Source organism: Blautia sp. NSJ-175 (assembly GCF_022867815.1).
GTDB lineage: Bacteria > Bacillota > Clostridia > Lachnospirales > Lachnospiraceae > Blautia > Blautia celeris.
In genome coordinates, this window is record NZ_JALIFQ010000019.1 from 58569 (window position 1) to 79446 (window position 20878).

The 20878-nt window shown below is 50.1% G+C and carries 19 protein-coding genes; 15 read left to right on the forward strand and 4 right to left on the reverse strand.

Translation table 11 applies throughout. The features are described 5' to 3' along the window. Nucleotides 1–12: 12 nt before the first annotated feature. From MUB35_RS23180 to MUB35_RS23195, 4 genes are all read right to left on the reverse strand, one after another. The gene (locus MUB35_RS23180; RefSeq protein ID WP_330425250.1) at nt 13–1317 is read right to left on the reverse strand and encodes an MFS transporter; all 1305 of its coding nucleotides are present in this window, start codon (nt 1315–1317) and stop codon (nt 13–15) included. Then, nucleotides 1280–2698: a trimethylamine methyltransferase family protein gene (locus MUB35_RS23185; RefSeq protein WP_244806918.1), complete on the reverse strand. Its 1419-nt coding sequence runs from the start codon at nt 2696–2698 to the stop codon at nt 1280–1282. Before MUB35_RS23185 ends, MUB35_RS23180 begins: the two co-directional genes overlap by 38 nt. A gap of 154 nt (nt 2699–2852) precedes the next feature. Beyond that, the gene (locus MUB35_RS23190) at nt 2853–3500 is read right to left on the reverse strand and encodes a TetR/AcrR family transcriptional regulator (protein WP_033142488.1); all 648 of its coding nucleotides are present in this window, start codon (nt 3498–3500) and stop codon (nt 2853–2855) included. 187 nt (nt 3501–3687) lie between these two features. Continuing rightward, the gene (locus MUB35_RS23195) at nt 3688–4551 is read right to left on the reverse strand and encodes a helix-turn-helix transcriptional regulator (protein ID WP_244806919.1); all 864 of its coding nucleotides are present in this window, start codon (nt 4549–4551) and stop codon (nt 3688–3690) included. A gap of 461 nt (nt 4552–5012) precedes the next feature. On the opposite strand from MUB35_RS23195, the gene MUB35_RS23200 reads away from it, so the two are divergent. The 15 genes from MUB35_RS23200 (at nt 5013) to MUB35_RS23270 (ending at nt 20596) form a co-directional block, all read left to right on the forward strand. Continuing rightward, nucleotides 5013–6008, forward strand: a complete 996-nt coding sequence (locus tag MUB35_RS23200) for an ABC transporter ATP-binding protein (RefSeq protein ID WP_081960461.1) — start codon at nt 5013–5015, stop codon at nt 6006–6008. Beyond that, a complete protein-coding gene (locus tag MUB35_RS23205) occupies nt 5995–6969 on the forward strand; it encodes an ABC transporter ATP-binding protein (protein ID WP_033142485.1) in 975 nt (324 codons plus the stop codon). The genes MUB35_RS23200 and MUB35_RS23205 overlap by 14 nt, the downstream gene beginning before the upstream one ends. After that, a complete protein-coding gene (locus MUB35_RS23210) occupies nt 6970–8352 on the forward strand; it encodes an MmgE/PrpD family protein (protein ID WP_103730899.1) in 1383 nt (460 codons plus the stop codon). It begins immediately after the preceding gene. Between the two features lie 8 nt (nt 8353–8360). After that, nucleotides 8361–9869 carry an argininosuccinate lyase gene (gene argH / locus MUB35_RS23215; RefSeq protein WP_033142484.1) on the forward strand — a complete coding sequence of 503 codons (1509 nt, stop codon included), beginning with the start codon at nt 8361–8363 and terminating at the stop codon, nt 9867–9869. A gap of 21 nt (nt 9870–9890) precedes the next feature. After that, nucleotides 9891–11489, forward strand: coding sequence for a glutathione ABC transporter substrate-binding protein (locus MUB35_RS23220; protein WP_052099597.1), 1599 nt, complete (start codon nt 9891–9893; stop codon nt 11487–11489). Between the two features lie 70 nt (nt 11490–11559). Continuing rightward, nucleotides 11560–12480: an ABC transporter permease gene (locus tag MUB35_RS23225; protein WP_033142483.1), complete on the forward strand. Its 921-nt coding sequence runs from the start codon at nt 11560–11562 to the stop codon at nt 12478–12480. 15 nt (nt 12481–12495) lie between these two features. Further along, nucleotides 12496–13323, forward strand: coding sequence for an ABC transporter permease (locus MUB35_RS23230; protein ID WP_244806920.1), 828 nt, complete (start codon nt 12496–12498; stop codon nt 13321–13323). A 20-nt stretch (nt 13324–13343) separates the two neighbouring features. Next, the gene (locus MUB35_RS23235; RefSeq protein WP_033142481.1) at nt 13344–14180 is read left to right on the forward strand and encodes a hypothetical protein; all 837 of its coding nucleotides are present in this window, start codon (nt 13344–13346) and stop codon (nt 14178–14180) included. Between the two features lie 247 nt (nt 14181–14427). Beyond that, on the forward strand, nt 14428–16104 hold the full coding sequence (locus MUB35_RS23240; RefSeq protein WP_244806921.1) for an ABC transporter substrate-binding protein: 1677 nt from the start codon (nt 14428–14430) through the stop codon (nt 16102–16104). Between the two features lie 153 nt (nt 16105–16257). Continuing rightward, the gene (locus MUB35_RS23245) at nt 16258–17250 is read left to right on the forward strand and encodes an ABC transporter permease (RefSeq protein ID WP_244806922.1); all 993 of its coding nucleotides are present in this window, start codon (nt 16258–16260) and stop codon (nt 17248–17250) included. Next, on the forward strand, nt 17243–18109 hold the full coding sequence (locus tag MUB35_RS23250) for an ABC transporter permease (protein WP_244806923.1): 867 nt from the start codon (nt 17243–17245) through the stop codon (nt 18107–18109). Before MUB35_RS23245 ends, MUB35_RS23250 begins: the two co-directional genes overlap by 8 nt. Before the next feature lie 9 nt (nt 18110–18118). Beyond that, entirely contained in the window at nt 18119–19063 is a 945-nt protein-coding gene (locus tag MUB35_RS23255) for an ABC transporter ATP-binding protein (RefSeq protein WP_244806924.1), read from the forward strand. Continuing rightward, a complete protein-coding gene (locus MUB35_RS23260; RefSeq protein ID WP_033142478.1) occupies nt 19053–19715 on the forward strand; it encodes an ABC transporter ATP-binding protein in 663 nt (220 codons plus the stop codon). Before MUB35_RS23255 ends, MUB35_RS23260 begins: the two co-directional genes overlap by 11 nt. After that, nucleotides 19690–20277 (forward strand): DJ-1/PfpI family protein, encoded by a 588-nt coding sequence (locus MUB35_RS23265; protein WP_033142477.1) that lies wholly within the window; start codon nt 19690–19692, stop codon nt 20275–20277. The genes MUB35_RS23260 and MUB35_RS23265 overlap by 26 nt, the downstream gene beginning before the upstream one ends. A gap of 34 nt (nt 20278–20311) precedes the next feature. After that, nucleotides 20312–20596, forward strand: coding sequence for a metal-sensing transcriptional repressor (locus MUB35_RS23270; RefSeq protein ID WP_054353338.1), 285 nt, complete (start codon nt 20312–20314; stop codon nt 20594–20596). Nucleotides 20597–20878 lie beyond the last annotated feature (282 nt).

The window sequence follows — 20878 nt, forward strand, 5'->3', positions numbered from 1 at the left end:
ACACAGGCCCTGTCACTTTCCCTGCCCGGTTTCGGGATTGGCTTTTATATAGCGTTTATTTATGATGACAGCTATGATTATGGCAGCCAAACCACATGCAGCCATAAAGGCAAAGAGTTTGTTAAAACCTCCGGTGATATCCTTATCCAGCCAGACCCCCACCATGGATGTGATAAAAGCATCCGGTATATACGCGATAAACGCAATGATACCGCTGGCGGCACCTGTCAGTTCCCTGGGAATGACCGCCTCGTCCATGATAGAATAGTAGATGGACTTGATCATATAGTTGATTCCGGAAATGAGGACCGATACAACAATGGCTATCCATAAAAAATTACCCAGGAAAGGCATGAACGCACTGGCTGCTGTGGCTGCGGCAAGCACACAGATCAGGAAACGGGAACGATATTTAAACCTGTCGGCTATAATACCGCCGATCACCCCAAGCCCGATCGCCAGTATATACGTCCTCAGAATCTGCAGCCCGCTGGATACCGCTGTACTTGTGTGAAGAACCTGTGTGGTATAGGTGCCAAAATAATAGGCTCCGCCGCAGTTAAGCGCGTAACAGAAGAAAATGAACAGACCTACCAGCCAGACGCCGGGAAGCTTTAAGGCTGCCAGTATACTGCCCTTTTTTGCCGTTTCTTTCTTTTCCGTCTGGACAGAAGAGGGAAATACGATAAGTGCAAGGACAGCAAAAACGAAGTAAATGACAGCGGCTATGATCAATATCATCCGGTAACCGCCCATCTCATCAGAGAACAGACTGAAGATCCAGATAAACAGAAAGCCGACAGCCGCGGAGACAAGGCTTCTCAGGGATTCACTGATTCCGAACAGTCTGCCCTGTTCTGCATCAGAACCAAAACTCCTCATAAGAGTAATATAAGGAGACCAGAGTGTAGCCGTAGTGAATACGGCATAAAGTGCAAATATGATGATAAGACTGGTATAAGACGGAAAAGTTGCCTGCCACAGCGTTGTGGCGCCGGTACCGGCAAGAGATATTCCGATCAAGATTCTGGGACTGAATTTCTGCGCCAGAATACCGCCCACAGCATAACAGAAGATTGCCAGAGTTCCGTAAATGGACCCCAAAAATCCAAGCTGCGTATTCGTAAGGTTGAGTGCGGCAATGGTCTGATCATAAAATGAGATACGGATAAACGGAATGAAATAAATCATTCCAACCATAAAGCTTAAAAGAGTCACTAAAAGGTTACGTTTTGATTTCGTCAGATTCATCCTAATTCCCTCCCTGTTTTGTATATACTTACGAGTCGACTGCCATATCAATATAGGCTTCGTCAATGCCTTCTTTTAGAAGCAATGCCTTTAAATCTCTGCATATTTCTGTGGATATATCCGGTTTTTGGTACACTTTCAGAAGCTGTTCCATGCGTTTTTCGATGTTTTTTTCAAATTGTCCCACAGGGTCTGCAATGGCACCCCTCACACTTACATGAGGTGCCAGCAATTCACTGCGGCAGTAATCCAGGGTGTGCTCTTCTATAAGGTATTGTCCGGCGTGCCCTACTTCATGGATAAGGTCAAGGGGAACCGTATCAGCATTTACATCAATATCTTTCAGATACCGCTCGGTAAAATCCAGAATTTCAAAATCGGTTATCAGTTTTTCATAAGATACAGCCAGATAGCTGTCTATGATCCCGGCACTTTGAGTCATGATGTTGATTCCGCTCTCCTTACAGGCCATGCAGGTCATCATGGACTCATATCCGGCCTGTACATTAAATGATTTTGCATCGCTTAGCGAGCCTCCTGCCCGGCTTGGGATACCATAAAATTTTGCCATTTCCGCGCAATATTTATAACTGAGGGCCCCTTCCGGTGAGCCGATGGCGATGGCTCCGGTTGCCATGTCGGCATTCGTGGACTGGGAGCCGTAGATGACAGGGGCACCGGGTTCACACATCTGTGCCAGCACAATGGTTGCAAGTACCTCTGCGTTGACAACCGCGATCATGCCCGCCAGTGTGACAGGGGCGGTGGTACCGGCCATAGCGGCAGATGCGATGATCACAGGCTGGCGGTATTTTGCCATAGTAAGGACGGTTTCCGTCATGATTTTGTCGAGATACAGAGGAGTATTTGTATTGGCGATGGTACACAGGCGGGGTTTTTCCTTCAGCTCCTCAACCGTGACGCCAAAGCGGATACAGGCCATTTGGATCAGTGTTTCCATGGATTCGTAATCCCCTGCAGCAGCAAAAATACATTTTTGTGTGTGCAGCATACTGGCCAGGGCCAAGAGCGTTATGTAGGATTCCGTGGGGATGTCATTGGGCTGGCAGGCAAGTCCCCCGTTCAGGCAGTAGGAGGGATTTCCCTCAAACAGCTTGATCAATTTGATGAAATCCGAAAACAGGGCAGGCCTGGTCTGTCCATCCTTGTCCATAATAAAAGTGGCGCCGCCGCACGGTCCGTTATAGCGCCTGTTTCCGCCGATCTGCATATCAAATCTGGAATCAGAAGCGTAAAGGGGGGCAGTGGAAGGTGCTTTTCTGACCCACTCCATAATTTGATCCTCTGTGAAATACGCCACATTTCCATCTACCTTTATGCCGTGGTTTTTCAGTATCTCCAGGGCGTCCGGATGGTAGAATTTCATTCCTGTTTTATTCAGGATCTGCATGCTGGCTTCGTGAATCTTTTTTACATTGTCGTTCATTTGGAAAATAACCTCCTTTTTTGTGGTGAACATGTTAACCAGTAGGGTAAAAAAAATATTTATGGAACAGGACAAGAATTTTCTTATCCTGTTCGGGGCGGATAGATATAGATGAAATCCGCCTTATGTCCTGTCAAGTACAGACACAGACCATTCAGATGAGATACATGCGGATGTTTTTTTCAATCAGAGCATCACAATGGGCAACTGCCTTCTGATAGGCATCAGGGTCTTTTGGACTGTTGATATACTCACTTAAGAGTCCCCTGGCAATCAGGCAGTTGATCTGACTTACATATTCCGCATCATCATAGCTGAGCCGTCCTTCTGCAGCAGCACGGCGAAACCAGATGTAATCTCTGTCCTCAATACATCCGCTGAAAATGGAGCAGTAAAACATGGCAGTGTTTGAACCCTCCACAAAAACAGGATACATTTTAAGGTATTCCTGCAGTATGGATTCCAGATCATTGCGTATGTTGCCCCAGAACAAATTCAAAAATATATAGGGATGCATAAACGCATACTTGTCAAAAAGTCTCCAGGCGTTTATCTGTGCTTCGATAATATCATCCTCATTTTTCAGATTTTCCTCTAATTCCTCTATGTAAGGCTTCAGAAACCTTACAGATGCCAGGGCCAGTAAATAGTCCAGGCTTTCAAAGTGCTTGTACAAGGCGGCTGCCGAACATCCGACTCTTTTTGCCAGATCACGTACGCGGATATTTTCAGCGCCTTTTTCCAGAATCATATTATAAGCTGCTTCAATCAGCATTTGTTTGGTGTTATTTTCCGAGTTCATTTTTTTACCTGCTGTAATCTATATTTGTAAATGGCAGAATGGTCAAACCGATTATGTGGTGAACATGTTTACCATATAGCTGAATCATAATCTATATTTGTAATTTTGTCAACAGGTATTTTATTGTAACAGTGCCGTCAGGTCTGCGCATTTACTGCGCCGACCGTGCATAAGATTAGTGGCACCTTTATCGTGTAAAAATATCTCTTTTCGGGGGAGTTGGAGATACATAGCTGTCCAAAGTCAAATACTGTCTGGCATATTGTTTTGGTGACATGCCGACGGTTTTTGTGAAAGTATGTATAAAATGATTGTTGCTGTTAAAACCGGCACGCTCACCGGCCAGCATAACAGAGAGACCCTGCCTGAGATATGATTTCGCCAGGGTGAGACGTCTCCTGATGATATAATCCGTAATGGTCATCCCTGTCAGATCCTTAAAGCGGTGGCTCAGATAATATTTACTCACATAGAAATTCTGCGCAAGCAGATCCAGGCTTATTTTTTCGGTTATATGTTCATTAATATAGTCAATCACAGGATAATAAGCAGAGATCTGTTCTTCACTTGGAACCTGTGTAAGCAGCGGAGCATCGTAGAGAAAGTTAATATAGACCAGCACTTCTGCCAGCAGTGTCCTGGCAAAGATGTCTTTGCCGAAGGCAGAGCAGTCTGAGGCAAGATAGTATTCAATCTTGTTGATCAGCTTCAGAAGATGGTCTATCTGGTCAATATTCAGCTTGTTCATATGGTTGAACTGGTTATGGTTCCTGAAACATTTCAGCAGGTCAAAATCTTCTGTGGAGATTCCTTCCACTTCTTCCTGATAAAAACGAATAGAATAATACTGATAGATCGAGCGTGGTTTCGGCACACTTCTGTGCAGGTCACTGCTGTTTAAAATAAAGATGCTGCCTCGGGAAATGGGGTATATTTTGTCACGGATATAGAAGCTTTCGCCTTCTGACATTATGAGCAGTATTTCCATCTGGTCATGAAAATGAAACGGACTTTCCTGCCAGATCTCTTTTGTAAAAAAGCGTATTTCCATATCTGTTTTTCCCCCCTTTTTCCTGTTATGTACATTGTCTGCAGCTGTTCCGTCAGGTCTGTATATCTGCTGCACTGGCCGTGTACGAGTGCTGTCATCATTATTTTTTGAAAAGTATATCCCAGGCCGTTTCTTTTGTCAATAGATGTCGAATCAGGGAAAGATGGCAAATAATACCAATGTAAAATCGCAAAATAACACATATTTTACCGCAAAAAAAGCAAGATTCAGGAATCACAGAAAATCGAAAGAAAGGGACTGTATGAATTTTGGCGCAGAAAAACAAGGTTTTTGGAATAGTACCGACAGAGGCAGAAAAACAGCAAATTTAATGTTCTAACAAAGCAAGTTATAAGAACATTTAAACAAGGCGATTCGGTATAATTGATGATAGTTAATAGAAATTTAAGATAACGAAGGAAGTATTTACTGATTTTTTGGCATGACCAGGAGGTGTGAAGTTGGAAAAACTATTGGAAGTGAATGATCTGAGGACCTATTTTTTCACCCCGGATAAGACGATACCGGCAGTAGACGGGGTGAGTTTTCATATCAACAAAGGTGAGACACTCTGCATTGTGGGGGAATCAGGAAGCGGCAAAAGCGTGACCTCTCTGTCCGTCATGCAGCTTGTGCCCACACCCCCTGGAAAGTATGTAAGCGGCCAGATTCTGTTTGAAGGGGAAGATATTCTGAAAAAGACAGAGAGCGAAATGTGCGGTATAAGAGGCAATATCATCTCCATGATTTATCAGGAACCCATGACTTCTTTGAACCCTGTCTTCTCCATTGGGGATCAATTGATGGAAACACTGAGGATCCATCAGAAGCTGACCAAGAAGGAGGCCCAAAAAAAGGCGGTCCATATGCTGAGCCTGGTGGGTATCTCAGACCCGGAATCGCGTATGAGAGAGTATCCCCATCAACTGTCAGGCGGTATGCGACAGAGGGTCATGATCGCCATGGGGCTGAGCTGTGAGCCGAAGTTGCTCATTGCGGATGAGCCGACTACAGCGCTGGATGTGACAATACAGGCCCAGATACTGGACCTGATGAAAAAGCTGAAGCAGGAGCTGGATATGACGATCCTTTTTATCACCCATGATCTGGGCGTCGTGGCTGAGATGGCACAGCGCGTCATCGTCATGTATGGGGGAAGAGTGGTGGAGGAGGCAGAGGTGAGGGAAATCTTTAAAAACCCACGGCATCCCTATACACTTGGCCTGTTAAAGTGTATTCCCAGAATGGACAGCAGGCAGAAGCTGGAGGTGATCAAAGGTATGGTGCCTTCACCGGACCAGTTTGCCAAGGGCTGCCGCTTCCATCCCAGATGTCCTTATGCAAAGGAATTATGTACCCGTGAAGAGCCTCCCCAGCAGATGATCGGGACAACAAGGGTAACATGTCATTTTCCGCTGCATACAGAGAAGGAGGGAGAACGCAATGGGAGACAGTGATAAGAAAATACCGCTGCTGGAAGTGAAAGATCTCGGGAAAGATTTTGTCAGTAAGGGAAGCAGGGGAAAGAAAACAGTACATGCCCTGAACGGCATCTCCTTTACTGTTTACCAGGGGGAAACCTTTGGACTGGTGGGAGAGAGCGGCTGCGGTAAGACCACAGCGGGAAGAGTGATCAACTGCCTGACAAAACCCACCCGGGGGCAGGTATTGTTTGAGGGAAAAGACTTATTCCAGATGTCCAAAACGGAGATGAAAAAGGCCAGAAGAGAGATTCAGATGATCTTTCAGGACCCCTTTGCATCCCTGGACCCCAGAATGACCATAGGAAAGATCATTGAGGAACCCCTGGTCATACACCGCATAGGTTCCGGGAATGAGCGCAGGGAAAAAGTGAAGAAAATGCTGGAACGTGTAGGATTACAGCCGGATTACTACAATCGTTATCCACACGAATTTTCCGGAGGCCAGAGGCAGAGGATCGGTATTGCCAGAGCCTTGATCTTAAATCCGAAACTGGTCATATGTGATGAACCGGTATCAGCGCTGGACGTGTCTGTGCAGTCTCAGATTCTCAACCTTCTGGATGATCTGCAGAAAGAACTGGGGCTGACATATATCTTTATTGCCCACGGATTAAGCGTTGTAAAACATATATCGGACCGGGTAGGCGTTATGTATCTGGGAAAGATGGCAGAGGTGGTGAATGCGGAGCAGTTATTTGAAAAACCGGCGCATCCCTATACACAGGCTCTTCTGTCAGCGAACCCCATACCGGATCCGGATTTTGTAAAGCAGAGAATCATACTTGAGGGGGACATCCCTTCAGCATCCAACCCTCCGGCAGGATGTTACTTCCATACCAGATGCAGATATTGCAAACAGATCTGCAGGGAAAAAGAACCGCCGTATCGGCAGATAGGAGACAGGATCGTGGCATGTCACTTTCCGCTGGAATAGATGAAAGAGAGAACGGGAATTGAAAGATTGGTAAACTACCTTTTTACACATCAGGAGGCACTGCGGTCTGCCAAAGCAGAACAGGCAGCCAGAATGTGCATTTTAGATGAGATTGGGTGCGGGATTTACGGCAGCCGGACACAGGAGGGGGCCGGTATTATCAAGACTGCGGCAGAACTTGGAAACGGCGGGGACATTCCCGTATGGGGAACAGGTGTCCTGCTCACAGAGGATATGGCGGCCATGGTAAACGGCGCGCTCTGCCATATCAGGGAAATGGATGATGTCCATTACGCCATCCTGCACACAGGTGCTGTATGCGTGCCCTCCGCTTTGGCAGTTGCACAGCGCTGTGGCTCCTCATGGGGACAATTGCTGTGGGCCGTCACTGCAGGTGTGGAGGTGTCTGTCAGAATCGCGGAAGGCATGGATTTTTTAGATCACAGGGAAAGAGGCTGGCACGGAACCGCCACATGCGGTGCATTCGGAGCAGCGGCAGCCGCCGGAGTTCTGCTGGGTCTGGATGAGCAGCAGATGGTAAACGCTCTGGGGATCGCGGGAAGCAGGACAGGGGGAAGCTGGGCTTTTGCCGCGGACGGGGCCATGACAAAACGCATACATCCCGGTCTGGCTGCACGTGACGGTATCGTGAGCGCCTGTCTTGCAAAAAATGGGATCACAGGGCCCCATCAGGTACTGGAAGCTGCAGACGGTGGCATCTACCGCATGATGAGCAGGCAGTATTGTCTGGATGTGCTGGATGCCGTAAAAGAGAGGGCGGCTATAGAGGAGGTGGAGTACAAGTGGTTTGCATCCTGCAAATCCGTACATTCCCCATATACGGCGGCCCATGAGATTTTTAAACGGCACGGATTCACAGATGCGGAGAAAATCCGGGACGTGCGGGCAGAGGTGAACCAGTCCGCCATTGAGATGGCAGGCGGCACCTACCGCCGGGATTCGGTTGTATCCGCCCAGATCAGTATCCCCTACGGTGTGGCACTTGGCCTGATGGGCTTTGAGGGGAAGGCAGCAGACTACTCGGAAGAGCGCCTGAGGGATGAAAAGATCCTTGCTGTTGCGAAAAAAGTCAGGGTAGCGGAAAGCGAGGATATGAATCGTCTGAGAAGAGAGGAAAAACGCAGTGCCGCCAAAGTTACGGTTCAATGGAAGGATGGCAGCACAGATACAGAGACAGTAACAGCACCGAAGGGCTCCATGTTTAATCCTTTGTCAAAAGAAGATATCACGGGAAAGTTCATGGATCTGGCAGGCGGCATTATGGGAGAAGAGACAGCACGGGAAATCGCCTGCATAGCTTTAAAAAGCAATGCTTCGGATAGTGTTATGGAAATCACAGAAATCTTAAAAAGGAAAAAGTAGGAGGAGAAATGGAGAACAAGGAGAAAAAGGGAGGATTTTTTGAACAGATACAGGGGAATATCAATCCGGTAGTTCTGGAATATTACTACGGGCCGAAAATGAAGGAATCCGATACATCCTTTCCCTACCTGGTCCGTGTCATGAAAGCCCATGTCATCATGCTGAAAGAACAGGGCATTATCCCGGAAGAGGCAGCGCGCAGACTGCTTTCAGTCATGGAGGGATGGGGGGAACGGATTCCGACGCTTGACCCGTCCCTGGAGGATTTATATATCAATCTGGAACATCTGATCACGGTGGAGGCCGGGGAAGATATATGCAGTTATCTGCCGGTTGCCAGAAGCCGTAATGACGTGGAGGCTGCCATGTGGCGGATTGAGCTGCGGGAAAAACTGCTGTATTTGGCGGATGCTCTCCTGGAACATGTGGAGGTGCTGCACAGGCGTGCGGAGGAAACCGTGGACTATATTTTCCCGGGCTATACATATGGGCAGCAGGCACAGCCTGTCAACATGGGTTTCTATCTCTCAGGCATCGCGGCTCCTCTTCTGCGGGACGCAGAGAGAATCCTGCAGTGCATTGAACGGTTTAACAAAAACCCTCTGGGAGCGGCTGCCATGTCCGGAACAGAATACAACATAGACAGGGAACGGACAGAAGAGCTGCTGGGATTTGAGGGGGTTTGGGAACACACCGGGGATGCAGTGGCCAGCGCTGATTATATGATGGAGGCTGCCGGCATCGGAATATCTGTTCTGGTCACTCTGGCAAGACTGGCGGAGGATATTATCAACTGGTGTTCAAATGAAGCGGGGTTTGCGGACCTGTCAGATGACCTGATCGATTCAAGCAGTATTATGCCGCAGAAGCGCAATCCTGTCATTTGTGCAACAGTGCGTTCCCAGGCAAGGCTGCTGTCAGGAAGATACGCAGGAATATGCTCTGCATGCTCCGTGGAATTTCAGGCCAGCCGTGACATGACGGCAGCATGGTCTGATGTACTGGAATGTGTGGAGACTGCAAAAGGTATGTGCCGGATCAGCGCAGAATATGTAAAATCCCTGAAATTCAATAAAGAAGTTATGGAAGAAATCCTGTATAAGGGATTCTCCAATGCTACAGAGCTGGCGGACAGCCTGGTGCTGGAAGGAAAACTGTCCTTCAGACAGGCACACAGAGTGGTGGGAGGAGCAGTCAGCGAGCTTTTCCGTGCGGGAAAGGGTCAGGATGACCTGACCTGGGAGCTGCTGGATGGCTGGTGCCGTGAAATATGCAAAAAGGGCCTACCGTTATCAGAAGAACAGGTGGACAAGGCAAAGAATTTCAGGATCGCTGTGGAGAGAAGGGACTGTCAGGGCGCGGCAGCTCCATCTCAGGTATACAGAATGCTCAGGCTGCAAAAGGAACAGAGCGGTTCTGTAAAGAGGGCTGCAGAGAGAAAAAGAAGTGTATGGAACCATGCAGAAGAAATGATGCACAAGTGTGTGCAGGCAGTTATCTCAGATGAAAGGCCGTAAAGGCCGGGGAGGGTTTAGCAGATGAAGAGAAGAATGTGCTCCATGATTTTAACCGGTATTTTAGTATTTGCATTATCAGCCTGCGGAGGCGATTCCGGAAATAAGAAAGAGACAGATCAGGAACAGAAGCAGGAGGAAAAAACAGAACAGTCTGATGACAGCCAGACCGCGCAAGTGGCGGATGAGCTTATTGTACTGACAGGAAGTGACGCGTCTACCTTTGATCCTCACTTCTGCACAGACTCTGCAACAGAAATATTCAATAAGAATATCTTCAATAACCTGGTACGCTTCAATGAAGATATGGAGATAGAGCCGGATCTGGCGAAGGAATGGTCCATATCGGAGGACCAGCTGACCTGGACCTTTAAGCTGGAGGAAGGGGTCAAATTCCACGATGGTACGGATTTCAACGCAGAGGCTGTTAAGACTTCCTTTGAGAGAGTGCTGGATGAGAACCTGGGTTCCCCGAGAAGGTCTGTGCTGGCAGCGATCACCAAGATTGAAGCTGTGGATGAGCATACAGTCAATATTTCAACAGACGTGCCCTGCGGCGCTTTGCTGCAGCAGTTATGCCACCCGGTCGCAGCAATCATCAGTCCGAAATCCCTGGAGGATTACGGGGAGGAGATCTCCACACATCCGGTTGGAACCGGTGCTTTTAAATTCGTGGAATGGAAGACAGGAGAAGAACTTGTTCTGGAGAGAAATCCGGAGTATTTTAAAGGGGCTCCCGCTGTGGAAAAGGTATATTTCAGAGTAGTTCCCGAGGATGCCACAAGAGCGCTGCTGCTCCAGTCAGGACAGGCAGATGTGGCGCTGAGGCTTCCCGTGACAGAGACCGACAGACTGGAAAGCGACCCGAATGTAACGATCCAGAAGGGCGACACAGTCATGACCATGTACGTTGCCCTGAATAACAGCAAAGGCGTACTCCAGGATGAAAAAGTACGCCAGGCAATGAATTACGCGGTGGACAAGGATGTGATCGTAAATGATATCCTGGGAGGCATGGCCACGGTTTCAGACTCCCCCATCTCTCCATATACCTGGGGATACAATTCCAGTATGAAATACGAGTGTGACGTGGAAAAAGCAAAAGAGCTTCTGGCAGAAGCAGGATATCCGGATGGTATAGAGCTTGAGCTGTGGACACCGGTGGGCCGCTATCTGATGGATACACAGGTGAGTGAGAACCTGCAGGCACAGTGGGAGAAAGCCGGAATTCACGTGAATATCCGTCAGTGGGAATTCCAGGCATTGATGTCAGAGGTAAAGAACGGAGGATTTGACATGGTTCTTCTGGGATGGAGTCCATCTACAGGAGATGCTGACCAGGGGTTATATCCGGTATTCCACTCCTCCCAGTTCCCGCCGAACTCCAACAGGGCGTTCTATAATAATCCGGATGTGGATGCGCTTCTGGATTCCGCTAAGACGGAGGTAGACGAAAATGCCCGCAAGGATATGTATGCAGAGGCAGAGAAGACCATCATGGAAGATGCAGCATGGACCTTCCTGTATTATCCGAAACAGGCACTGTCCTACCGCAGCAATGTCTCCGGCATTGAGATGCTGCCGACAGAACATATCATGCTTGAAAAGGTTACAAAGCAGTAAGAATACAGAGTAATAGATGAGACCACCGGCCTGCTGTTTTGGCAGGCCATAAGGCCAAGGAGGCGGTTGTTTGCTGAAATATATAATAAAGAAAATCATTTTTACATGCATTGTATTGGTGGGGGCTGCCACGTGCGCCTTTCTGCTCCTCCATGCGATTCCGGGAGATACGGCGGAGGCGCTGGCAGGACCGCAGGCAACCGTGGAGGATGTGGATAATCTGCGCCGTGCCATGGAGCTGGACCAGCCGCTGGGAAAGCAATATATCAGTTATATGGGAAACCTGCTCCACGGTGATCTGGGATACTCATACAGGACCAATAAGCCGGTTATGGATATTTTAAAGTCCGCATGGCCGGCAACCCTGCAGCTTGCGGTATGCAGCATGATCGTGGCAGTGCTTTTGGGGGTTCCCATTGGTATCTTCGCGGCCATTCACAGGGGAAAGGCAGGAGATACCATTGCCATGATAGCTGCCTTTTTAGGAGTGTCCATGCCCTCTTTCTGGCTGGCACTGTTGCTGATCATAGAGTTTTCAGTCAATCATAACTGGTTTCCTTTCTATGGAAGGGAAGGAATCTCCAGCTTTGTTCTGCCTTCCCTGACTCTCGGTCTGGGAGTGGCTGCCAATATAGCCAGGCTTACCAGGACAAGCATGCTGGAGGTTCTGGGACAGGACTACATAAGGACAGCCAAAGGAAAAGGTGTAAAAAGCGGGAAAATCATATGGGTGCACGCGCTGAGGAACGCGGCGGTTCCAGTGGTCACCATCATCGGCCTTCAGTTCGGAGTGCTGCTGGGAGGTCAGGTGGTGACAGAGACTGTATTTTCCTGGCCGGGTATCGGCAGAATGATCGTGGATGCGCTGAATACCAGAGACCTGCAGATCGTGCAGGGTGGTATTTTGATTCTTGCGGCTACGTTTACTATTATTAATCTGATCACGGATTTGGTATATGCACTGCTGGATCCCCGGATCAGGTATTCATAGAAGGGAGGGAAGGATGTGAGTACATTTCGTAAGATCATGAGAAACCCCAGCGCGGTTGTGGGGCTGTGTATTCTTCTGCTCCTGGTGGTTGTGAGTATAGCAGGACCTTTTCTGGTGGAATCGCCTTATGAACAGAATACCGCGGTGAAGCTTATGCCGCCTTCCGCGGAGCACTGGTTTGGTACGGATGATTTTGGCCGTGATGTGTTCAGCAGGATTGTCACAGGGGCGCACTATTCCCTTCTGGCAGGTTTTATTTCCGTGATCCTGGGACTTACAGGGGGGCTTCTTCTGGGGGCTTTTGCCGGATTTTACGGCGGGCTGTTGGATCAGATTCTAATGACTGTCTGTGATATTCTGCTGGCGTTTCCCAGTGTTCTGCTGGCAATGGCCATTGTAATGGTGATGGAACCGGGAATCTATACTCCAATGGTGGCAGTGGGTATCAGCTCCATACCGGTGTTCGCACGCCTTGTGAGGGCACAGTTCATGTCACTTCGGGAGAGCTGTTTTGTGGAAGCCGTTCGCTCTGCGGGGGCAGGGGATCTGCGTATTATTTTCCGGCATCTGCTGCCGAATTCCATTGGTCCCATTATCATTCAGGTCACGCTGAGGATCGGTTCTTCTATTCTGCTGGCAGCTACCCTGAGCTTTCTGGGACTGGGAGCACAGCCGCCCACACCTGAGTGGGGAGCCATGTTAAGCGCTGCCAGAAATTATGTGTGGACCGCATCTTATCTGGCATTGATCCCCGGTATAGCGATCACCATAACCGTAGTCGCGGTGAATTTGATCGGGGACGCGCTCCGTGATTACCTGGACCCCAGAACCAGAAATATGTAGATGTTGTCGGGAGGATAAATATGGCGAAAAAAGTACAGGTCACACTGACAGCAAATGAGGGAAAGCGTCTGATCGCAAAAGCGGCAGGCAGAATGCCTGAGATACAAAATCGTCTGAAAAATCATAAGATTCTTCTGTGCGGCGGAACTACCGTGTCGGCTCTCTCAGAGGAGCTGGGTTTTGGGCCTCTGCGCATTTCCGGCAGAATTGATGCCAGCGGTACCAGGACAGCCCTGAAGAAGGCTAAAGCGCCGCATAATCTGCTGCTGGACCATGGAAAAGGACAGAATGTGGACAGCAGTATCCAGAAGGTGGCAGAGTCCCTGAATGATAAAGACCTGGTAGTTGTGGGGGCCAATGCCATTGACCCTATGGGAAGGGCAGCGCTGGCTTTTGCGGCACTGGGGGGAGGCAGCAGGGGATATGCCCTTCACAGTGCATATATGCAGGGCGTTCCCATGCTGATCCTGGCGGGCATCAACAAACTGATCCCGGATCTGGGGGCAGCCCAGGCTCACAGCGGCAGAGCAGGTATTGATCTGTCCATGGGGGCTGCCATCGGATTATACAATCTGTTCGGCCCTGTCATCACGGAGCTGAAAGCATTTGAGATTCTCTTCGGCGTGGAAGCTGTGGTGATAGCGGGAAGCGGCTTCGGGACCGGCGACGGAACCAGGACATTTGTCCTGCGCGGGGAGGAGGCATCTATCCAGCAGGCATGGGAGCTGTGCCTCGGCCTGAAAGGGGCAGGGGTGTCAGCCTGCGAGGACAGCCTGTTTACCTGTGTGGGAGGATGCAGACACTGCCAGCGTCACGTTGGCTGCTATTATAAAGAACTGGCCCAGGGCGAAGACTGAACCCGGGGATGGGGTTCGCAGATTCAGAATGAGAGTCTGCAGCCGGCAGAAAACCTGCCGTCTGCGGGCTTTTTTTGGTTGAAAAAACCTTGCTCTCAAAACCCCGGGGGCGGCTTGCGGGCCATTTTTCCCTCTGTTATACTCCATTCAAGACAGACCGGAAGCGGGATATCTTCCGGGATGAGAAAAAGTAAATGTGCAGACTACTGAATAGCTGCAGTGCGAAACAGAAAAAGGAGCAGAACACATGAAGAGAAAGATTGCGGCAGTCCTCTGCTGTCTGGCCATGACTATGACCTTGCTGGCAGGATGCGGGAGCGGAGGGGATTCCGGTACGAATTCCGCCAAGGAGACGGAACAGAAGAGCGATGAGACAGAACAGAAAAGTGAGGAGACGTCAGCGAAGGCAGATGCGTCTGCAAAAGATGAGGTGACCATCGGATTTTCCAATGACGCGGACAGCTGGGACCCCTGCACCGGGTTCGGCTACACCGGGTCCCCCCTGTATTCCTCGCTTGTGAGAGTAAACGGGGATGACAAGCTGGAAAATGACCTGGCTACAGAGTACAGTGTCAGTGAAGACGCTTTGACCTGGACCTTTAAGATCAGAAACGACGTGGTATTTTCAGACAAAGAGCCGTTAAAGGCATCGGATGTGGCGTTTACCTTCAACACCACAAAGGAAAAGGCAACCTACATGGATCTTACCATGCTGGAGAGCTGTACAGCAGCGGATGACACCACAGTGAAGTTCAAATTGAACAAGCCCTGCGTGACCTTCATCTATACAGTTGCCCAGATTGGAATTGTCCCCGAGAAATCCTACAGCGACAAGTTCGGCCTGTCCGCAGAGGAGACCATTGGCTCCGGTCCGTACAAGCTGACACAGTGGGACAAAGGACAGCAGTTCATCCTGGAGGCCAATGAAAATTACTACGGAGAACAGCCTGCCATCAAAAAGGCAGTGTTCCTGGTACAGGAGGAGGACGCCAGATTTGTCTCCGCAAAAGCAGGGGATGTGGATATTGCCCTGACATCCGCCACCATTGCGACCAATGAGATAGATGGTATGCATGTGGAGGAAGTGGAGTCTGTAGACAACCGCGGAATCACCCTTCCCACCGTGCCGGATGAGGGAAAGACAACCGAGGACGGCTACAAGATCGGAAACAACATCACTTCAGATGTGAATGTGAGAAAAGCCCTGTGTTACGGCATTGACCGGGAGAGGATCATGGAAGAGGCTCTGAACGGATTTGCGAAGCCGGCCTATACAGAGTGTGACGGCATGCCCTGGTGGAATGAGGAAACGGTCATTGAGACAGATGTGGACCACGCAAAACAGCTTCTGGATGAAGCGGGCTGGAAAGACGAGGACGGCGATGGGATCAGGGAGAAAGACGGCACAAAGCTGGCCTTTAACCTGATGTATTTTGCGGGGGATTCCATGCGGCAGGCAGTTGCCATGTCAGTGGCAAACCAGGCAAAGGAAAACATGGGATTTGACATTACGGTGGAGGGCGTCAGCGCAGACGACACCGTAAAGAGGATGTTCTCAGAACCCATGATAATGGGCTGGGGTTCAGACAGTCCCATGACTTCCTATATGCTGTACCACAGCAGCAATGCAGGTAAGACGGACTTCTATAATCCGGAATTCTATACCAGCGAAAAAACAGACGAATATCTTGACAAGGCCATGAATTCCTTCAGCATAGAGGAGTCTTACCAGTGGTGGCAGAAAGCACAGTGGGATGGGGAGACCGGTACTTCCATGAGAGGGGAAGCGCCCTGGGCATTCTATGTGAACATGTCCCATCTCTACTATGTGAAAGACGGATTGGACATCGGAAAACAGAGAATCCATGCGCACGGTGCTGCGTGGCCTCTGGTTGCCAACCTTGCAGAGTGGACCTGGAAATAAATAAAAGCAGGAGAAGCTGCTCCGGACGTAAATCGGCAGGAATGATTTTACGTTCGGGGCTGTTCGTGTCCTGGAGCGTTTTTGAAAATTCATTCCGACAATCTGCACGCTCCGGTATGTTTTTTACAAGAGAAAATGAAATGGAGAGACAGAATGAAAAACAAGTATTATCTGAAATTGACGGGGAAATATCTGCTCCGCATGGTAACACTTCTCATAGCGGTCAGCATCATAAGCTTTCTTCTGGTCAGCATGTCTCCGGTGGACCCGGTGCAGCAGTATGTGGGGGCTGTGCCGAATGTGAGTATGGAACAGAGAGCTAAGATAGCGGAATACTGGGGGCTGAGTGATCCGCCGGTAGAACGTTTTTTCGCCTGGGGCAGGTCTGTTCTGCAGGGGGATTTCGGTGTGTCTCTGATCTACAGAAGACCGGTGCTGGATATCATCAAAGAAAAATTCGTCACCTCCCTGGCGCTCATGGCGGCGGCCTGGCTGTTCTCGGGGATCATCGGGTTCACGGTGGGATGTGTGATGGGGGCCTTTCACGGGAAAGGGCCGGATAAGGTCTTAAAGAAGGCCTGTCTCATCATGTGCTCTATTCCAACCTTCTGGATCGGAATCGTATTCCTCATGGTATTTTCCGTGAAGCTGGGCTGGTTTCCCATGGGCATGAGCGTGCCGAAAGGCGTTCCCACGGACCAGGTGACCATACTCCAGAGAATCCACCACCTGATCCTGCCCGCCCTTACACTGAGTTTTTTGTCCTTTGCCAATGTGGCGCTCCACACCAGAGAGAAACTGGTGGACGTGCTGGAAAGTGAGTATGTGATGTTCGCAAAGGCCAGGGGCGAATCCAAATGGAGTATCCTGAAAAGGCATGGGCTGCGCAACATTATGCTGCCGGCCGTGACCATGCAGTTCGGCTCTTTCAGTGAGCTCTTCGGCGGCTCCGTACTGGCGGAGAATGTGTTTTCCTATCCCGGCCTGGGCGCTGCGGCTTCCGCGGCGGGTATGGGTTCTGACGTGCCGCTGCTTTTGGGGATCACCCTGTTCTCAGCGCTCTTTGTCTTCGTGGGAAATATGCTGGCAAATATCATATACGGGGTCGTGGACCCGCAGATAAGGGAGGGATACAGAAATGAGTGATATGACTGCAGCGGTATCCGGTGCAAAGGGAAGAAGGATTTTCGTGAACCGGAGAACAAAGACCATACTATTTGCCGCCCTGATCTTTTTCGTGATCCTGGGCGTATATCTGTCGGGGGCCTTATTGAGTGATGACCTGATTCAGGCGGATTTTTCAAAAAAAGCGCTGAAACCTTCCCTGGAGCATCCTTTCGGCACAGACCTTTTGGGAAGGGATATGCTGGTGCGCACGGTAAAAGGGCTTTCGGTCAGCATTTCCGTGGGTATGATCGCCTCAAGCGTGAGTGCCGTGATCGCTCTGTTCGTGGGCGTGGCGGCAGCGACGGGGCGTTCCTGGCTGGACCATTTTATCAACTGGGTCATAGACCTGGTTATGGGAATCCCCCACACTGTGCTTCTGATTCTCATCTCCTTTGCCTGCGGAAAAGGGTTAAAAGGGGTACTGATCGGCGTGGCGGTCACCCACTGGACAGGGCTTGCCCGTATTATAAGAAGTGAGGTACTCCAGATTGGTTCTCAGCAGTATATAGGCGTTTCAAAGAAGCTGGGACATTCCAGCTGGTGGATCACCGTACATCACATTCTGCCCCATATGGTGCCGCAGTTTATCATCGGTCTGATCCTTCTCTTTCCCCATGCCATTATGCATGAGTCCGGCCTTACCTTCCTGGGATTCGGCCTCTCGCCGGAGCAGCCCGCCATTGGTATCATCCTGTCGGAATCCATGAAATACCTGTCATCCGGCATGTGGTGGCTGGCATTTTTCCCGGGCCTAATGCTTGTGGTCATTGTACTGCTTTTTGACCGTCTGGGTGAAAATATGAAGAAAATCTTAGACCCGTACAGCGCACATGAATAGGAGTAGAACATGAAAAAAGAACGAATGGAAAATGCGCCTCTGCTGAAAGTGGAAGACCTGTCCGTATCCTTCCACATGTATGACAAGGGGTTGGAACAATATGATCTGAAGGTAATATCCAACCTGAGCCTGGATGTAAAACCGGGGGAGATCGTGGCGATCGCAGGCTCCAGCGGCTCCGGGAAAAGCCTTCTGGCTCATGCTGTCATGGGAATCCTGCCGGAGAATGCCAGGCTCACAGGCAGTATCACATACAAGGGCGAGATCCTTGACCAGAAGAAAAAGGAGGCTTTCAGAGGTACCCGGATCACCCTGGTGCCCCAGTCCATCGCCTATCTGGACCCCCTTATGAAAGTGGGAAAACAGGTGACGGGAGGCGACCGGGGAAAAGAGGCAGAAATTTCCCAAAGGGAGATTTTTAAGAGATTCCATCTGGATGAAAAAATAGAAAAATATTATCCCTTCCAGCTTTCAGGCGGCATGGCCCGCAGGGTTCTGGTGTCAACGGCTGTCATAAGCGACGCCTCCCTGATCATCGCGGACGAACCCACACCCGGCCTGGATTTGGAAATGGCTCTGGAAGCGCTCAAAGTATTCCGCGAGCTTGCGGACGAGGGAAAGGCAGTGGTGCTCATCACCCATGACATTGACCTGGCCTTTCATATTGCTGACCGGATCGCCGTATTTTATGCCGGAACCACAGTGGAGATGGCAAGGGCGGAAGATTTTCTGGAGGGTGCGGGAAAGCTGCGCCATCCATACTCCAAAGCACTGTGGCAGGCACTTCCCCAGAACGGCTTCAGACCCATTCCGGGATTTCAGCCATATGCCAGGTATCTGCCAAAGGGATGTCTCTTTTCTCCAAGATGTCCCCATAAGACAAAAGAGTGTGAAAATGATATTCCCATGAGCGAGATCAGGGGAGGATATGTGAGGTGTATACATGCGACTTGAAGCGAGAAATTTAGGGTTTTGCTACGCAGGCGGGCCATGGATTTTGAAAGACGTGAACTTTTCCATGGAGGAAGGGGAACGGGTGGGCCTGGTGGGGCCAAGCGGCTACGGAAAAAGCACACTGGTAAAACTTTTGGCGGGATATCTGGAACCCTGTGAGGGGGAAATCCTGCTGGATGGAAAACCCATGGAAAAGAAAGGCGTCTGCCCGGTGCAGCTTATCTACCAGCACCCGGAGAAGGCGATCAATCCCCGCTGGAAGATGAAGAAGGTCCTGGAGGAGTCAGGCATGTACCGGGAGGAAGTGCTGGAGGCCCTGGGGATTGAGGAGGAATGGCTGGAGCGGTATCCGAGGGAGCTTTCCGGGGGAGAACTGCAGCGCTTCTGCGTGGCGCGCTCCCTGTTCGAGGGGACACATTTTCTGCTGGCTGACGAGATGAGCACCATGCTGGATGTGATCACGCAGGCGCAGATCTGGAATCTCATGCTGCGTGAGGTGGAAAAGAGAAAAATAGGTCTGCTGGCAGTCACACACAACATGGCCCTGGCAGACTGTGTGTGTACCAGGACCATCAATCTGGCTCAGGTGAATCACATAAAATGTGCGGAGGAAAGCGGGTGTAAAAATGGATGTGAATATGGTACTGTTTGATGATTTTGAGTGTATGGATATCTTCGGGCCGGCAGAGATACTGGGGAAACTGCAGAAATATTTCCACATCCGTTATCTCTCTGTGTCAGGGGATGTGATAAACAGCGTGCAGGGGGCCAAGATATGGACGGATTTTCTGATCCCGGAGGAGGTGGAAGGCATTCTTCTGATCCCGGGAGGAAAAGGGGCGCGGCGCCTTCTGTGGCAGGATGAGCGCACTCTGAATCTGGTGAAGCAGGCGGCAGAGAATGCAGATACCTGTATGATGGTGGGCAGCGGCTCCGCGATCCTGGCACAGACAGGGCTTCTGTACAGGCGGAAGCTGGCGGACTGTCCCCTTGACAAGAACTGGAACAGGATGTTTACAGCGGGTATTGAGAGAATCGAGGGGGCCAGGGTGGTGGCAGACGGAAAATACTACTCCTGCAGCAGTACAGCTGCAGGGCTGGATATGACACTCTGGATGGTGGCAGACCAGATCGACATTGACGTGGCAGCAGAGGCAGCCCGGCAGATGGGATATCCCTGGGACTCTGCCGGCGGGGAGGAGATCTATTGCTGACAGGGCGCAAAGGGAGTGAGAAAGGAACTGTGCGATGAGAGAAGAGAAAAAAGACACAGGTACGAAGTATGATAAAAGCATGGTAAACCGTCTTGCCAGGGCTACCGGTCATCTGAAGTCCATACGCGGTATGGTGGAGGAGGGGCGCGACTGCAGTGAAGTCCTGATCCAGCTTGCGGCTGTGCGCTCCGCAGTCAACGGTGCGGGGAAGGAAGTGCTGAAACAGTACATGGATGAGTGTATTGAGGAAGCTCTGGAAAAGGGAGACACGGAGAGTCTGAAACGCCTGAACAAGGCTCTGGATTCTTTCCTGAAATAAGATTTTGCAAGGAACCCCGGGATGGGGAAATCAGGCAGGGAAAAAACACTGCGGACACAGCAGAAAGCCCTTATTTGGCGGGGAAAAAAGAGTGAAACTTTTTCTCTTTTATAACCCAGGGGGCGGCTTGCGGGAAGGGGCCGGGTGTTGTATGATGATATCACGGTTAATCTTCCTCCGATCGATGACCGTAAAAATTACAGTATTGGCTGGCGTGCCGTCCCTCCGCTTATAAAACGGTACAGAAAAGCCTGATTTGAATTCACAGACACTCCAAGTTCA

Coding starts and splice junctions, on each gene's coding strand:
- MUB35_RS23195 (WP_244806919.1), bottom strand. CDS start 4,551: ATGGAAATACGCTTTTTTACAAAAGAGATCTGGCAGGAAAGTCCGTTT.
- MUB35_RS23235 (WP_033142481.1), top strand. CDS start 13,344: ATGGCGAAAAAAGTACAGGTCACACTGACAGCAAATGAGGGAAAGCGT.
- MUB35_RS23190 (WP_033142488.1), bottom strand. CDS start 3,500: ATGAACTCGGAAAATAACACCAAACAAATGCTGATTGAAGCAGCTTAT.
- MUB35_RS23250 (WP_244806923.1), top strand. CDS start 17,243: ATGAGTGATATGACTGCAGCGGTATCCGGTGCAAAGGGAAGAAGGATT.
- MUB35_RS23255 (WP_244806924.1), top strand. CDS start 18,119: ATGAAAAAAGAACGAATGGAAAATGCGCCTCTGCTGAAAGTGGAAGAC.
- MUB35_RS23270 (WP_054353338.1), top strand. CDS start 20,312: ATGAGAGAAGAGAAAAAAGACACAGGTACGAAGTATGATAAAAGCATG.
- argH (WP_033142484.1), top strand. CDS start 8,361: ATGGAGAACAAGGAGAAAAAGGGAGGATTTTTTGAACAGATACAGGGG.
- MUB35_RS23185 (WP_244806918.1), bottom strand. CDS start 2,698: ATGAACGACAATGTAAAAAAGATTCACGAAGCCAGCATGCAGATCCTG.
- MUB35_RS23210 (WP_103730899.1), top strand. CDS start 6,970: ATGAAAGAGAGAACGGGAATTGAAAGATTGGTAAACTACCTTTTTACA.
- MUB35_RS23260 (WP_033142478.1), top strand. CDS start 19,053: ATGCGACTTGAAGCGAGAAATTTAGGGTTTTGCTACGCAGGCGGGCCA.
- MUB35_RS23240 (WP_244806921.1), top strand. CDS start 14,428: ATGAAGAGAAAGATTGCGGCAGTCCTCTGCTGTCTGGCCATGACTATG.
- MUB35_RS23220 (WP_052099597.1), top strand. CDS start 9,891: ATGAAGAGAAGAATGTGCTCCATGATTTTAACCGGTATTTTAGTATTT.
- MUB35_RS23245 (WP_244806922.1), top strand. CDS start 16,258: ATGAAAAACAAGTATTATCTGAAATTGACGGGGAAATATCTGCTCCGC.
- MUB35_RS23265 (WP_033142477.1), top strand. CDS start 19,690: ATGGATGTGAATATGGTACTGTTTGATGATTTTGAGTGTATGGATATC.
- MUB35_RS23205 (WP_033142485.1), top strand. CDS start 5,995: ATGGGAGACAGTGATAAGAAAATACCGCTGCTGGAAGTGAAAGATCTC.